Raw genomic sequence first — 12,447 nt, forward strand, 5'->3', positions numbered from 1 at the left:
GGGCCTTGATGACCGAAACCAACCGCATCTGGACCGCCGCGCTGATCGTCGTGGGCGACGAAATCCTGTCTGGCCGCACGCAGGACAAGAACATCGCGCAAATCGCCACCTGGCTTGGCGTGCAGGGGATTCGCCTGCGCGAAGTGCGCGTCGTGCCCGATGTGACCGCAGCGATCGTCGAGGCGGTAAACACCTTGCGCGCGCGCAACGATTACCTGTTCACCACCGGCGGGATCGGCCCGACTCACGATGACATCACGGTCGATGCCGTGGCCGAAGCGCTGGGCGTGCCGGTCGTGGTCCATCCCCGTGCGCGCGCCATTCTCGAATCCCATTACGCCACGCGTGGCGGGCTGACCGAGGCCCGGTTGCGCATGGCGCGCGTGCCCGAGGGTGCCGACCTTATCGAAAACCGCCTGTCGGGTGCGCCCGGCATCCGCGCGGGCAATGTGTTCCTGATGGCGGGCGTGCCTTCGATCACCGCGCAAATGCTCGACGGGCTGACCGGAAAGCTCGAAGGCGGGTTGCCGCTCCTGTCCCACACCGTCGGCTGCTGGGTCGCCGAAAGCGAGATCGCCGACTTGCTGCGCGAAACCGAAGCGAGCTTTGCCGGAGTCCAGATCGGCAGCTATCCGTTCTTTCGCGAAGGCCGCACGGGCGCCAATTTCGTGATCCGGTCGACCGATGCGACCGTGCTCGCCGCCTGCGCCCGCTCGCTGGGCGAGGCCCTGGCCACCCTCGGACGAGAGCCGTTCGACGGCGGGATATGACGCGCGCGATCCCGGCCGTCCTGTCCGGCCTGCTGCTGGCGGGTCTTGCCACGGGCTGCGTCCGCGATGGCACGCTCGCCGATTTTCGCCGCACGCTCGCCGCGCAGGACAGCGCGACGCTTGCGCTCGAACAATGGTGCGCCCGGCGCGGGATCGCCAATCCGGCGCATGTCGAAGCCGCCACGCAGAACGATGCCGACGCCATCCCCGCCACGCCTGCGATCCGCGCCGCGCTCGGCGTCGGGCCGGACGAACCGCTGCGCGTGCGCCATGTCCTGCTTTCCTGCGGCGGAACGGTGCTGTCCGATGCGCGCAACTGGTATGTCCCCGCGCGGCTGACGCCGGACATGAACCATGTCCTCGACAGCACGCGCATGCCGTTCGGCAAAGTCGTCGCGCCGCTCGGCCTGCATCGCCGGACGCTTTCTGCCGGGGCCCCATCGCCGGCGCCCTGCCCCGCCGGCACGATCCAGCACAACACCGCCGTGCTGCATCGCGATGACGGCACGGCCTACAGCCTGGTCAGCGAATGCTACACGCGGGCCAATATCGCGCCGCGCTGAGCGTATTGTCCGAGGCTTGTATCTGATCCGAATCAAGGACAACCATGCCAAAATGGGCCATAGGCCAACGCGGGGACTACGATGCAATCGCTGGACAGGGGGAAATCCGATGCCAAACGCATCCAACACAAAACGAACTGCACTGCAGCATACCAAGCTGGCACTCCGTCTGGCGCTGCCCACGGCAGCTTGCCTCGGTGCGCTGGCGCTGACGCGGCCCGCTGCGGCCGTGCCGAGCTTTGCCGACCAGACCGGGCAACCGTGCCAGGCCTGCCATGTCGGCGGTTTCGGGCCGCAACTCACCACATTCGGGCGCGAATTCAAGCTGAACGGTTATACGATGCGCGCCAAGGCGTTCAACGTGCCGCTGTCGGCGATGGCGATCGGGGCATACACCCACACCAAGGCCGATCAGGTGCCCGCGCCGGACAACCTGAAGCCCAACGACAATTTCACGCTGGATCAGGTCGGCTTATTCCTCGGCGGCGGGATCGGCGAGCATGTCGGCGGGCTGGCGCAGGTCACCTACGACGGTATCGGCAAAGTCTGGACTTGGGACAATATCGATATCCGCGTGGTCAATCAGGGCAAGCTGTTCGGCAAGGACGCGACCTACGGGTTTGACATCAACAACAACCCGACCGCACAGGACGTGTTCAACACCACGCCGGCTTGGGGCTTCCCCTATACCGGCGGCGCCGTGGCACAGACCCCGGGCGCGGCGACCTTGGTCAACGGCGCGCTGGCGCAGCAAGTGCTCGGCGTGTCGGCTTATGCCTGGATCGACCACCACTTCTATCTTGAGGCCGGCGGCTATACGTCCCCGGCGTCGGGCACGCTGCAATGGCTGGGCGCTGATCCGATCGGGATGGGCGACATCCATGGTGTCGCGCCCTATGGCCGCATCGCCTATCAGCGCGATCTGGGCAACGGCACGTTGCATGTCGGCGCGCTTGCCCTGAAGGCGGCGATCAATCCCGGGCGCGACCGTTCAACCGGGGTGACCGACCATTACACCGATCTCGGGGTCGATGGTTCGTACATGCTGCCCTTGGGCAAGGGCGACACTTTTACCCTTCAGGCCCGCTATATCCATGAAGCCCAGAGCCTGCAGGCGAGCTGCGCGCTCAGCGAAATGCCGCTCGATTGCGCGAACGTCAACATTGGCGAGCTGCGTGGCGACGTGGCCTATAACTGGCACGGCAAAGTCGGACTGACGCTCACCGGCTTTACCACGACAGGATCGGTCAACAACTTCGTCTATGCCGGCAACACGATTGACCGCCCCGACAGCAACGGGGTCATGGGGCAAATCGACTTCACCCCCTGGGGCGCGGGCAATGGTCCACTCGGCCCGCTGGTCAATCTGCGCGTCGGCGCGCAATACACCGCATACCGGCAGTTCGACGGCACCACAGCCAACGCCAGTGACAACAACTCGCTCCGCCTGTTTACCTGGGTCGCGTTCTGATCCTTCAATCTGCAATTCGGACTTTGTCCGAATTGCAGATGTCGGAGAAATGACCTCTATCCCGCTGATGACAAACAAGCGGGATGGATAATTTTGCGCATAGTCCTGACGGGATCATCAGGCCGATTGGGCCGACAACTCGCCGCCGCGTTACGCGCAAAGGATCACCGCGTTACCGGGCTCGACCTCGTGGCCGGGCCCGAAACGCAAGTTGTCGGCTCGGTCGCCAATCGCACCGTGGTCGACCGCGCCTTTGCCTTTGGCGCCGACGCCGTGATCCACACCGCCGCGCTGCACCAGCCCGACTTGCGAAAGGCCGCGATGCGCGCCTTTGTCGATGTCAACGTGAGCGGCACGCTCAATGTCCTCGAAGCCGCACGCGCCGCCGGCTGCACGCGGATCGTGCTGACATCGAGCACTTCGCTGATGATCGATGCCGCGCTCTCGGCGGGGCAGGCTGATCGCGCGCAATTCCTCGATGAAAGCCACGGCCCGCTGGCGCCGCGCAACATCTATGGCGCGACCAAGCTGGCGGCGGAAAATCTCGCTCGCCTGTTTGCCGAAGGAAACATTGCGGTCGCCGCGTTGCGCCTGTCGCGCTTCTTCCCCGAAGACGACAACGCCATCGGCCTGATCCGGGGCGACAATGCACGCGCCATCGAGCTGCTTCACCGCCGCCTGACGCTGACCGATGCCGTGGCCGCATGCATCCATGCGCTCGATGCGGCAAAGCCCGGCTTTGCCGCCTATATCGTGTCCGCGCCGACCCCGTTCCGCCGCGACGAAGCGGTCGAGCTCAAACGCGACGCGGCCTCGGTCATCGCGCGCCACTTCCCCGATGCCGCCGCGCTGTTTGCCGCGCGCGGCTGGACTCTGCCGCGCTCGATCGACCGGGTCTATGATGCGGGCCTGATCGAGCGCGAACTGGGCTTTCGCTGCACGACGGACTTTGCCGCGCTGCTCGAAAGCCTGCGCACAGGGGCGCCGCTTCCCTTTTGATCGGCGCGCATACGAAAAGGGCGGCCGGGACTGCTCCCGACCGCCCTTTTTCGTGTTCGGTGTCTGACGGATCAGCCGCCGTGGACTTCGGTCAGATCGACCTTGATCCCCGGACCCATCGAGCTCGACAGGCCGACCTTGCGCAGATACTTGCCCTTGGCGCCCGACGGCTTGGCCTTGACGATCGCGTCGACAAACGCGTCGAAGTTGGCGCGCAGCGCTTCGTTCGAGAACGACAGCTTGCCGATGCCGCCATGGATGATCCCGGCCTTTTCGACGCGGAATTCGATCTGGCCGCCCTTGGCTGCCTTGATCGCTTCGGCAACGTTCGGAGTCACGGTGCCCAGCTTCGGGTTCGGCATGAGGCCCTTGGGGCCCAGGATCTTGCCGAGACGGCCGACGACGCCCATCATGTCCGGCGTCGCGATGACGCGGCCATAATCGACATTGCCGCCCTGCATTTCTTCGAGCAGGTCTTCGGCGCCGACGCGGTCAGCCCCGGCGGCGAGCGCCGCTTCGGCCTTGTCGCCGCGCGCGAACACGGCAACCTTGACGTCCTTGCCGGTGCCCGAAGGCAGCGTGACCATGCCGCGAACCATCTGGTCGGCATGACGCGGATCGACGCCGAGATTCAGCGCGACTTCGAGCGATTCGTCGAACTTGGCGCTCTTGAGATCCTTCAACAGCGCGATGGCTTCATCGATGCCGTAAAGCTTCTGGTTGTCGCCGAGCTTGGCGGTAAGGGCCTTGGCCTTCTTGGTCTGCGTTGCCATCGGATCAGCCCTCCACAACCTGGATGCCCATCGAACGGGCAGAACCTTCGATGATCTTCGCCGCCTGCTCGATCGAGTTGGCGTTGAGATCCTTCATCTTCGCCTGGGCGATTTCGGCAAGCTGCGCCTGCGTGATCGTGCCGGCAGAAGCCTTGCCCGGAGTCTTCGAACCAGACTTGAGACCGAGCGCCTGCTTGATGAAGAAGGTCGCCGGCGGCGTCTTGGTGATGAACGTGAACGAGCGGTCGGCATAGACGGTGATCACCGTCGGCAACGGCGTGCCCTTTTCCACTTCCTGAGTGGCGGCGTTGAATTCCTTGCAGAAACCCATGATATTCACGCCGCGCTGACCCAGCGCAGGCCCGATCGGCGGCGAAGGCTTGGCTTCGCCTGCCTTGATCTGCAGCTTGATATAGCAGTCGATCTTTTTGGCCATGATGGCCTCCTTGTAGTCCTGTTGGGGTTGCCCCCGCAGAGGTAGCGGTCAAACAGAGCGAACCATAAAGGCCCGCGCCTCCCGCAGCGGAAACACCCGGGTTTTACCGGGTGAAGGGCGCGCGCATAACAGCACGCGCGAAAAATGCAAGCACCGCCTCCCCCCGCAAGCGAGAAGAGGCGCGCCTGTTATCTGACCAGTTCGACTTCTTCGAAAGCGAGTTCGACCGGTGTGGCGCGACCGAAGATCGACACCGACACCTTGACGCGCTGCTTTTCGAAATCGAGCTCTTCGACGATGCCGTTGAACGAAGCGAAGGGCCCCGCGTTGACTTTGACCGAATCGCCGATTTCGTAATCGACCAGGATCTGGTTGCTCGGTTCGGCAGCCATGGCATCGCGCGCGCCGAAATAGCGCTGCGCTTCCTTTTCGGAAATCGGCTGCGGCTTGTTGTTGGTGCCGAGAAAGCCGGTCACTTTGGCCGTGTTCTTGACCAGGTGATAGATGTCGTCGTTCAAGGTCAGCTTGGCGAGAACATAGCCGGGCATGAACTTGCGTTCGACCTGGACTTTCTTGCCGCGCTTGACTTCGGTCACGGTCTCGGTCGGCACTTCGACCGCTTCGACCAGTTGTGACAGGCCTTTGCGCTCGGCTTCGGCGATGATCGCTTCGCGGACCTTGTTTTCAAAGCCGGAATAGGCGTGGATGATATACCAACGGGCCATGGGGATTTCCTGAACAGAACTGCCGCTTAGGGCAATCAAGCAAGCGAAAGAAGAAGCCGGACGGCATAGCCGAACAGGGTATCGATACCGAGGAAGAACACCGACAGCAGCAGCATCATGACCCCGACAAAAATCGCCGTGGTCACGGTTTCCTGGCGGGTCGGCCAAACGACCTTGCGCGCTTCGGCTTTGACCTGGTTGAAAAACTCGCTCGGGCTGGTCCTGGCCATGGCTCTCTTCTTGCCTTCAACGAAAATGTACACGCCTTCCGCCTAGGGGTCATCGCCGCCCCGGACAAGTCCGGGAGGGGCAAGTAACGCTCCATGTATGCGGGAGAGATTCGCATCTAGGCGGCGACGCGCAAAAACGCAAGGGCAGGCCTGAACAGCGGCGCAAGGCAGTGCGAATCCCGCGCAATTGCGCCCGATTCGCTGCAATGCCTGTTGCACAAGCGCCAAAGCCGTGGCCTGATACGCGCTCCGGGGGGCTGTCTTCGGAAAAAACGAAAGCGATGCCGCCGGCACGAGTACCGGACGGCACGTGAAAGGGAGAGTGATGCATGGGCGAGCCGCACCTCGCCGTGCCTTCGGCAGTGCCTGACACGGCCGAGCGCACTGCGCATGTCTTCACGCTTGACGGCTATGTGCGCTTCTGGGCCGAAGACAGGCCCGGTCGGCTTGCGCTCGATACCTCCGACGCGGTGCTCGACTTTGCAGACCTCGACCGGATCACGGCAGCGATCGCGGCGGGTTTTGGCGAGCTTGGCGTCGACGAGGGCGATCGAATCGCCTGGCAGGGGCGCGATGCCGGGCTGTTTTTCATGTTGTTTCTGGCTGCGGCGCGCGCCGGGGTGGTCATGGTGCCGATCGAGCCTGACCATGCCTGTGATGCCGCGCAGGCCATCGTCGAAGACGCCGGGGCAAAGGCGGTGTTTCTGGGCAGCGGGCATGCCATGGTCAGGGCCGCCATGGCGGGGCTCCCGGGCCCTGTACGCTCCGACCCCGTGCGCTCCGGCCCTGTGCGCTGCCTCGATGCCGATGAAACGCGGCGCTGGATCGCGGGCCTTGCCCCCGCCAGGCTGGCCGCGCCTGCCCCCAATGCCGCGGTCCTGCACCTTTACGAGCCCGGCCCGGTGGTCAATCCGCCCCGTGAACTGCGCCCCCCTGACTTGCGCCCCCCTGACTTGCGCCCCCGTGACTTGCGCGGCACGCTCTTGTCGCATTGCAATCTGCTTGGCCTGCGCAAGGCGATGCTGGGCCATGATTTGCCCCACGTCGCGCCCGGCGATGACGAAGCGCTGATGGTGGCCATGCCGTTCTGGCGCATCGCGGGGATCGGCCCGGTGGTCATGGCTCTCGCCGCGGGCGTGCCTGCCGTGATTCGCGCCCCTGCCGATCCCGCCGACATCGTAGCCGCCCTCGCTGCCCACAGGGTAACGCGGCTCTATATCGCGCCCGCCGACCTTGGCGCCGTGCTCGACCATCCCGCCGCGACCGCGTGCCAAACCTTGCGCTATATCACCTGCGGCCCGCAGGCGGTCGCCGCCGGGCTGCGCCGACGCGTCCGGGCGCGGCTGTCCGCGCGCCTTGTCCGCAGCTATGGCCGCCCCGAAACCGCAGGGACAATCGCCATGCTGCCCCCCGACGAGGCCGAGGCGACCAGCGCCGTCGGGCATGCCTTGCCGGGGGTGGAACTCCGCATTGTCGACGCCGACGGCACCCCGCTTCCCGCAGGAACGACGGGCGCCATCGCGGCGCGATCGTCCAGCACCATGCTCGGCTATTGGAACCGGCCCGAAGCGACCGCCATGGCGCTGACCCGCGATGGCTGGGTGCTGACCGGCGATCGCGGCCATCTCGATACGCAAGGGCGGCTTCATTTGGCCCCCTAATCAGGCGACGGCGCGAACCCCGTTGCGCCCTGATCGCTTCGCTTCGTAAAGCGCCAGATCGGCGCTGTCGAACAGCGCGTCGCGGGTCATCCCCGGATGCATTTGCGCCAGCCCGCACGAAATCGAGGTCAAGACCCGCACATTCCCCGCGATCACGATCGGCTCTGCCGCGATCATCCTGGTGATCCGTTCGCAGGCCGCGCGCGCGGTTTCGAGGCCGCAGCGGAACAGGATGGCGAATTCGTCCCCGCTCAACCGCCCGACGACATCATCCTCGCGCGTGCCGGCCAACAGGCGGCGGGCGATTTCGACCAGCGCGGCATCGCCCGCCGGATGGCCATGGGTGTCGTTGATGGTCTTGAAATGATCGACATCGATCAAGGCCAGCGTCAGCTCGCGTCCGGGCGTGGCGGCGGCCGCCTCGATCGCCCGCAGAAACCGCTGGCGAAACCCGGCGCGGCTGAACACACCGGTCAGGTCATCGGTTTCGATCCGCCGCGAAATCGCCAGTTCGCGCGCCTTGCGCAACGTGATGTCGCGCAGCGTGATGACCGATCCGACCGCCTGGCTTTCCCCTTGTGCGACGCGCAGCGAAGCCTCGAGCGTGATCTGCGGCTGGCCCGGTGCGCGAAATTCGACCGTGCGCAATCCGCCCGCGGCGGGCCCTTGCAACAACTGATCGAGCGCAACCCCGGCGCGCGTCGCCAGCTTTGTCAAAGACACGCCGACCAGATCCTCAGGGCTTCGCCCCAGATAATCGCGCACCGGGCCATCCGCCCAGCGACAGATGCCCGCGCCATCGAAGCCGAGAATCGCATCGGGCGAATGCGCCATGATCAGCCGAAGCAGTTCTTCGCGATCGGCCAGCAAGGCGCGGGCCTCTGCGCGCGAGGCGACGATTGCCGCAACCGGCATCGCCGTGCACAACAAGACCGCCAGATAGGCCTGAAAAAACAGCGCCTGAAACACCGGCCCCTGATGAATCAGAGCCATCGGCCCGCCCTGGTGCAGCGAGGCCATCGCACCGATCACCGCGACCAGAATGACCCCGCCCTGAGTCGACAGCCGCCCCGATCCGAACGACAGCAAAAGCAGCGTGGAAAACGACAGGAACAGGATCGGCAATCCACTCTGGGCAAAAACGACAACCGTCACCGCCGCATGGAGCGCAAACAGCCCCAGCGCGCGCGCATGCCCGACGGGGGATTGCGCCTTGATCGCGCGGGCATAGCTTCCATCAAACAACGCTTTGAAAAAAGGCGTGAAAATGACGAACCCAAGCGCGTTGCTGCCATACCAGCGCAGGAACGACGTCCCCATGGGCGTTCCATAGGTCAGTGCCGAGACCAGCGCCCCGGCCCCCGCCCCCAACGCCGGCGTGACCAGCCCCGCGCCGAACAGGAAACGCACCATCGTGCGCCCATCGGCCAGGATTTCCTCGCTCGCCCGCGAACGATCCATACACCAGGCCGCCATCGCCGTCTGGGCCATGTTGATCACGCCATAGAACACGATGCCGCCCGACCAGCCCCGCGCCACGCCATTGGCCAGAAGATTGGCCAGCCATCCCGCCAGCAGCAACGCAGACCAGTCGCGCCGTGGCCGTGACAACATCAGCGCCAGGATGACCGCATCCGCCGGCCAGACGGTGGCATGACTGCGCCCGTCGCTGGTCAGGACAATCGTCGCCGTGGCCATCAGGAAATAGGTCGCGGCGCCCACAAAAGCCCACAGAGCCCGGTCGCGCAGCACGCGGCCTTCGCCATCGCTCACCTGATCTTGCCTCAGCACCATACGGTCACCTTTTGGCAATACGTGTTAACAGACCATTGCCAACGGCCACCCAAAGACGCGCGGATGCAGATTCATGCGGCAAACGACTGCCGTGAAGGCATGAGGCGCGAAAGGATGGGAAGCCCCCGAACAGAGGCGCGACCCTCGGCAAACCCGCAACTACCGAACCCGCGAGAACGCAATGCGCAATTATTTGCGCATTATCCATTGCACACCGCCCACGCCATGTGCATATATTTGCGCATGGAGCGAAACAGCAGGCAGATCGTCAAGCGCCTTGTCGACGAAGGGTTCGAACTGGTGAAAGTCGCCGGTTCGCATCACAAGTTCCGCAAAGCCGATCGGGTCGTGATTGTCCCGCACCCGAAAAAGGATCTGCCGCTGGGCACCGCTCGCAACATAGCAAAGATGGCCGGGTGGCTCTGACCCACCCGACCGGCGCCAAGGAGGGCGACATGAAATATTTTTATGCCATCGTGCATAAGGATGAAGATAGCGCCTGGGGCGTGTCTTTCCCCGATCTGCCCGGCTGTTTTTCGGCTGCGGATGACGTGAAGGACATCGTGCCCAACGCGTGTGAGGCGTTGAGCCTGTGGTTCGAAGATACCCCGTTCGTGCAACCGATGCGCCTCGACGAAGTGCAAGGCGCTGCGGCTGCCGATCTGGCCGCCGGCGCTTTCATCGTTGCGGTTCCTTACGTGCGTAACGACGGGAAAGTGGTTCGCGCAAATATCTCGCTTGACCGGGGCATGCTGGTCGCGATCGACAGAGCCGCGACCGAGCGCAACCTGACCCGCAGCGCGTTCATCGCTCAATCGGTGCTCAACGAAATTCAGGGCGCGCATTGACCGGTGATCGAGAGGACATCCTCTACCGCCAGTGATTTCGATCTGGTCGTCAAGGATTGCCCGCCGACTGCCCGATCCTTGAGCGCCACTTTCATACGGCATTTGCCAAGCAAAAGACTCCGAGGCGAGCGGTTCGAACGCACCCCGGAAATTGATTCTCAAATTGACGAATTAGCTGCCGCTGGAAAAGCGGCCAACGCCACCCCTTCCTGACGAACTGAAATATAACAGCTTCTGAAAGAAAATGGCAGGAGTGGGGGGACTCGAACCCACGGCCCTCGGTTTTGGAGACCGATGCTCTACCAACTGAGCTACACTCCTGCATCCAGGGCTTACGCACCGGAAGAGCGTCGCCCATAGTGGGTTGACGAAAGGGATGCAACCGCAGAGATCATCAAAATCGACAGACCATGGCGCGCGAAGATCCTCATATCATTCCGCCCGAGCTTTTGCTCAGGGCTTATCGCGCCGGGATCTTTCCCATGGCCGACAGCCGTGACGATCCCGAAATCTATTGGGTCGAGCCGCGTATGCGCGCGATCCTGCCGCTCGACGGCTTTCACCTGTCGCGCTCGCTGGCCAAAACGCTGCGCCGCGACCATTTCCGCGTGACCTGCAACACCGCGTTCGACGCCGTGATCGATCATTGCGCCGCGCCGCGCGCCGATGCGGAAGAAAGCTGGATCAGCGCGCGCATCCGCGACAGTTATCGCCAATTGCACGCCTTGGGCGCAGCCCATTCCATCGAAACATGGGCGACCGGGCCCGATGGCGTGGAACGGCTGGTCGGCGGGCTCTATGGCGTGGGCTTTTCCCGCGTATTTTGCGGCGAGAGCATGTTTGCCCGCGAAACCGATGCATCGAAAGTGGCGCTGGCCTGGCTGGTCGCGGCCTTGCGCTTTGGCGGCGCGGAACTGCTCGATTGCCAGTTCACCACGCCGCATCTGGCCTCGCTGGGCGCGGTCGAATTGCCCCAGGCCGACTATCTGGCGCTGTTGGCCCATGCCATGCGGCCTGCCGAGCCCGGCGATCGGGCACTTTACTGCGGCGGGGCGTCTTCAACCGGGGCGTCGTCCCCGCCTGCCGCATCTGCGGCGACATCGGGGGCGGGCGCGCTTTTGCCCTTGGGCTTTGCCGCTCTCATCGAAGCGGCGGCGGCGGGCTCGTCTTCTTCGCCCGGGAATTTCATCGCGCAGTCCTTGACCCAGACGTCATAGACCGGATGTTCGACCACATTGAGCGAAGGCGTGTTCTTGAACAGCCAGCCGGAAAACACCTTGTGCCAGGCCAGCCGGTCCTGAATGCTGGCACGTTCCTCGACAAAGACCTGGACGAAGGCGCCGGTTTCCTGCGGGTCTTCCCATGGCGCGGTGCGCTCGCAGGTCGCCAGCTTGATGATGACATTGCCCACCCGGCGCGATTCGCCGGGCCTTAGCACCACATCCTGCGTGATATTGTTGCGCTTGTTGATCAGGCCAATCGTGGCGACGCGGTCCTTGACCGGCGTGCCATAGTCGTTTTCGACCACGCCGCTTGCCAATGCCGATGGTCCGGCGGCCTCGGTCGCTTCGGCAGGCGGCGGCGCTTCGGACTGACGGTTGCAGGCGGCAAGCGCCAACGCCAGCCCGACCGGGCCAACCACTCGTCCGGCCACCCGCCCAGCCACCCGCCCAGCCACCCGCAACGCTGAAAAAACTCGCAAAGCGGGAACCGGGCGCATCATGGGGTGGGTTTGCGAATGGGCGAGGGGTCAGGCCTGGTCGGGCGACCAGGCTTCGTAATCGCCCGTCGCCGCGGCGCGCTGACCACCGCGTTCAAGCGCACCCTGCGGACGATAGGCCGCCGAAGTGCCCGTGGCGTTGGGCGTATAATCGACTTCCCAGACGCGCGCCGGGGGCAGATTGCTTTCGGGCACGCCGTCAAAGCTGCCGTGCAGCCAGCCATGCCATTCGGCCGGCACGCGGCTGGCATCGTTGGCACCATTGTAGATGACCCAGCGGCGCTCACGCCCGGCAAAGGGGTGGCCCTTGGGGTAAGGCTTTTTCGCGCGGTAATATCGATTACCCTGCGCGTCTTGCCCAACTTGCTCGCCGTGACGGGCGCTGTCGAGCCAGGTGCCGAAGGTGGCGCCGTCCCACCATGTGAAAATCGTGCCGAGGATGCTCATGGCGCTAGCG

The 12,447-nt window shown here is 64.4% G+C and carries 14 protein-coding genes, 1 tRNA gene and 1 pseudogene; 8 read left to right on the forward strand and 8 right to left on the reverse strand.

Translation table 11 applies throughout. The features are described 5' to 3' along the window. Window positions 1-8: 8 nt before the first annotated feature. From AQZ50_RS05870 to AQZ50_RS05885, 4 genes are all read left to right on the forward strand, one after another. Window positions 9-770, forward strand: coding sequence for a competence/damage-inducible protein A (locus AQZ50_RS05870; protein WP_067744057.1), 762 nt, complete (start codon window positions 9-11; stop codon window positions 768-770). Further along, window positions 767-1,333 (forward strand): chorismate--pyruvate lyase family protein, encoded by a 567-nt coding sequence (locus AQZ50_RS05875; RefSeq protein WP_067744060.1) that lies wholly within the window; start codon window positions 767-769, stop codon window positions 1,331-1,333. The genes AQZ50_RS05870 and AQZ50_RS05875 overlap by 4 nt, the downstream gene beginning before the upstream one ends. Before the next feature lie 109 nt (window positions 1,334-1,442). Then, entirely contained in the window at window positions 1,443-2,804 is a 1,362-nt protein-coding gene (locus tag AQZ50_RS05880; protein WP_067744063.1) for a hypothetical protein, read from the forward strand. Window positions 2,805-2,897: 93 nt separating this feature from the next. Continuing rightward, window positions 2,898-3,803: an NAD-dependent epimerase/dehydratase family protein gene (locus AQZ50_RS05885; RefSeq protein WP_067744066.1), complete on the forward strand. Its 906-nt coding sequence runs from the start codon at window positions 2,898-2,900 to the stop codon at window positions 3,801-3,803. A 71-nt stretch (window positions 3,804-3,874) separates the two neighbouring features. Here the strand turns inward: AQZ50_RS05885 and rplA are convergent, their stop codons facing one another. The 4 genes from rplA to secE form a co-directional block, all read right to left on the reverse strand. Then, window positions 3,875-4,576, reverse strand: a complete 702-nt coding sequence (gene rplA, locus AQZ50_RS05890) for a 50S ribosomal protein L1 (protein WP_067744069.1) — start codon at window positions 4,574-4,576, stop codon at window positions 3,875-3,877. 4 nt (window positions 4,577-4,580) lie between these two features. After that, complete coding sequence (gene rplK, locus AQZ50_RS05895; RefSeq protein WP_067744072.1) at window positions 4,581-5,012, reverse strand: 50S ribosomal protein L11; 432 nt, start codon at window positions 5,010-5,012, stop codon at window positions 4,581-4,583. Between the two features lie 188 nt (window positions 5,013-5,200). After that, window positions 5,201-5,737, reverse strand: a complete 537-nt coding sequence (nusG, locus tag AQZ50_RS05900; RefSeq protein ID WP_067744075.1) for a transcription termination/antitermination protein NusG — start codon at window positions 5,735-5,737, stop codon at window positions 5,201-5,203. Between the two features lie 35 nt (window positions 5,738-5,772). Then, the gene (secE, locus tag AQZ50_RS05905; RefSeq protein ID WP_067744078.1) at window positions 5,773-5,967 is read right to left on the reverse strand and encodes a preprotein translocase subunit SecE; all 195 of its coding nucleotides are present in this window, start codon (window positions 5,965-5,967) and stop codon (window positions 5,773-5,775) included. Between the two features lie 329 nt (window positions 5,968-6,296). On the opposite strand from secE, the gene AQZ50_RS05910 reads away from it, so the two are divergent. Continuing rightward, window positions 6,297-7,628, forward strand: coding sequence for an AMP-binding protein (locus AQZ50_RS05910; protein ID WP_067744081.1), 1,332 nt, complete (start codon window positions 6,297-6,299; stop codon window positions 7,626-7,628). Here AQZ50_RS05910 and AQZ50_RS05915 read toward each other — a convergent pair whose 3' ends face one another. Beyond that, a complete protein-coding gene (locus tag AQZ50_RS05915) occupies window positions 7,629-9,422 on the reverse strand; it encodes a sensor domain-containing diguanylate cyclase (RefSeq protein WP_067744083.1) in 1,794 nt (597 codons plus the stop codon). Window positions 9,423-9,485: 63 nt separating this feature from the next. Here AQZ50_RS05915 and AQZ50_RS20900 point away from each other — a divergent pair, with 63 nt between their 5' ends. Next, window positions 9,486-9,848 (forward strand): type II toxin-antitoxin system HicA family toxin, encoded by a 363-nt coding sequence (locus AQZ50_RS20900; RefSeq protein ID WP_231730131.1) that lies wholly within the window; start codon window positions 9,486-9,488, stop codon window positions 9,846-9,848. Window positions 9,849-9,877: 29 nt separating this feature from the next. Next, window positions 9,878-10,270, forward strand: coding sequence for a type II toxin-antitoxin system HicB family antitoxin (locus AQZ50_RS05925; RefSeq protein WP_067744662.1), 393 nt, complete (start codon window positions 9,878-9,880; stop codon window positions 10,268-10,270). 245 nt (window positions 10,271-10,515) lie between these two features. Here AQZ50_RS05925 and AQZ50_RS05930 read toward each other — a convergent pair. Continuing rightward, a tRNA-Trp gene (locus tag AQZ50_RS05930) sits at window positions 10,516-10,591 on the reverse strand. An 89-nt stretch (window positions 10,592-10,680) separates the two neighbouring features. Between AQZ50_RS05930 and aat the strand changes: the two genes are divergently transcribed. Continuing rightward, on the forward strand, window positions 10,681-11,487 hold the full coding sequence (aat, locus tag AQZ50_RS05935; protein ID WP_197412393.1) for a leucyl/phenylalanyl-tRNA--protein transferase: 807 nt from the start codon (window positions 10,681-10,683) through the stop codon (window positions 11,485-11,487). Window positions 11,488-11,522: 35 nt separating this feature from the next. Here the strand turns inward: aat and AQZ50_RS19980 are convergent. Together AQZ50_RS19980 and AQZ50_RS05945 are read right to left on the reverse strand one after the other, a co-directional pair. Continuing rightward, window positions 11,523-11,993, reverse strand: a pseudogene (locus AQZ50_RS19980) (DUF2155 domain-containing protein); the annotation flags it as partial. A 27-nt stretch (window positions 11,994-12,020) separates the two neighbouring features. After that, window positions 12,021-12,437: an NADH:ubiquinone oxidoreductase subunit NDUFA12 gene (locus tag AQZ50_RS05945; RefSeq protein WP_067744092.1), complete on the reverse strand. Its 417-nt coding sequence runs from the start codon at window positions 12,435-12,437 to the stop codon at window positions 12,021-12,023. Between the last annotated feature and the right edge of the window lie 10 nt (window positions 12,438-12,447).

Source organism: Novosphingobium sp. Fuku2-ISO-50 (genome assembly GCF_001519055.1).
In the GTDB taxonomy this organism is placed as follows: domain Bacteria; phylum Pseudomonadota; class Alphaproteobacteria; order Sphingomonadales; family Sphingomonadaceae; genus Novosphingobium.

Bases quoted from the DNA above. Each gene is read 5' to 3' on its own strand.
- AQZ50_RS05870 (WP_067744057.1), top strand. From the start codon at position 9: ATGACCGAAACCAACCGCATCTGGACCGCCGCGCTGATCGTCGTGGGC.
- AQZ50_RS05875 (WP_067744060.1), top strand. From the start codon at position 767: ATGACGCGCGCGATCCCGGCCGTCCTGTCCGGCCTGCTGCTGGCGGGT.
- AQZ50_RS05880 (WP_067744063.1), top strand. From the start codon at position 1,443: ATGCCAAACGCATCCAACACAAAACGAACTGCACTGCAGCATACCAAG.
- rplA (WP_067744069.1), bottom strand. From the start codon at position 4,576: ATGGCAACGCAGACCAAGAAGGCCAAGGCCCTTACCGCCAAGCTCGGC.
- rplK (WP_067744072.1), bottom strand. From the start codon at position 5,012: ATGGCCAAAAAGATCGACTGCTATATCAAGCTGCAGATCAAGGCAGGC.
- nusG (WP_067744075.1), bottom strand. From the start codon at position 5,737: ATGGCCCGTTGGTATATCATCCACGCCTATTCCGGCTTTGAAAACAAG.
- secE (WP_067744078.1), bottom strand. From the start codon at position 5,967: ATGGCCAGGACCAGCCCGAGCGAGTTTTTCAACCAGGTCAAAGCCGAA.
- AQZ50_RS05910 (WP_067744081.1), top strand. From the start codon at position 6,297: ATGGGCGAGCCGCACCTCGCCGTGCCTTCGGCAGTGCCTGACACGGCC.
- AQZ50_RS05915 (WP_067744083.1), bottom strand. From the start codon at position 9,422: ATGGTGCTGAGGCAAGATCAGGTGAGCGATGGCGAAGGCCGCGTGCTG.
- AQZ50_RS20900 (WP_231730131.1), top strand. From the start codon at position 9,486: ATGCAGATTCATGCGGCAAACGACTGCCGTGAAGGCATGAGGCGCGAA.
- AQZ50_RS05925 (WP_067744662.1), top strand. From the start codon at position 9,878: ATGAAATATTTTTATGCCATCGTGCATAAGGATGAAGATAGCGCCTGG.
- aat (WP_197412393.1), top strand. From the start codon at position 10,681: ATGGCGCGCGAAGATCCTCATATCATTCCGCCCGAGCTTTTGCTCAGG.
- AQZ50_RS05945 (WP_067744092.1), bottom strand. From the start codon at position 12,437: ATGAGCATCCTCGGCACGATTTTCACATGGTGGGACGGCGCCACCTTC.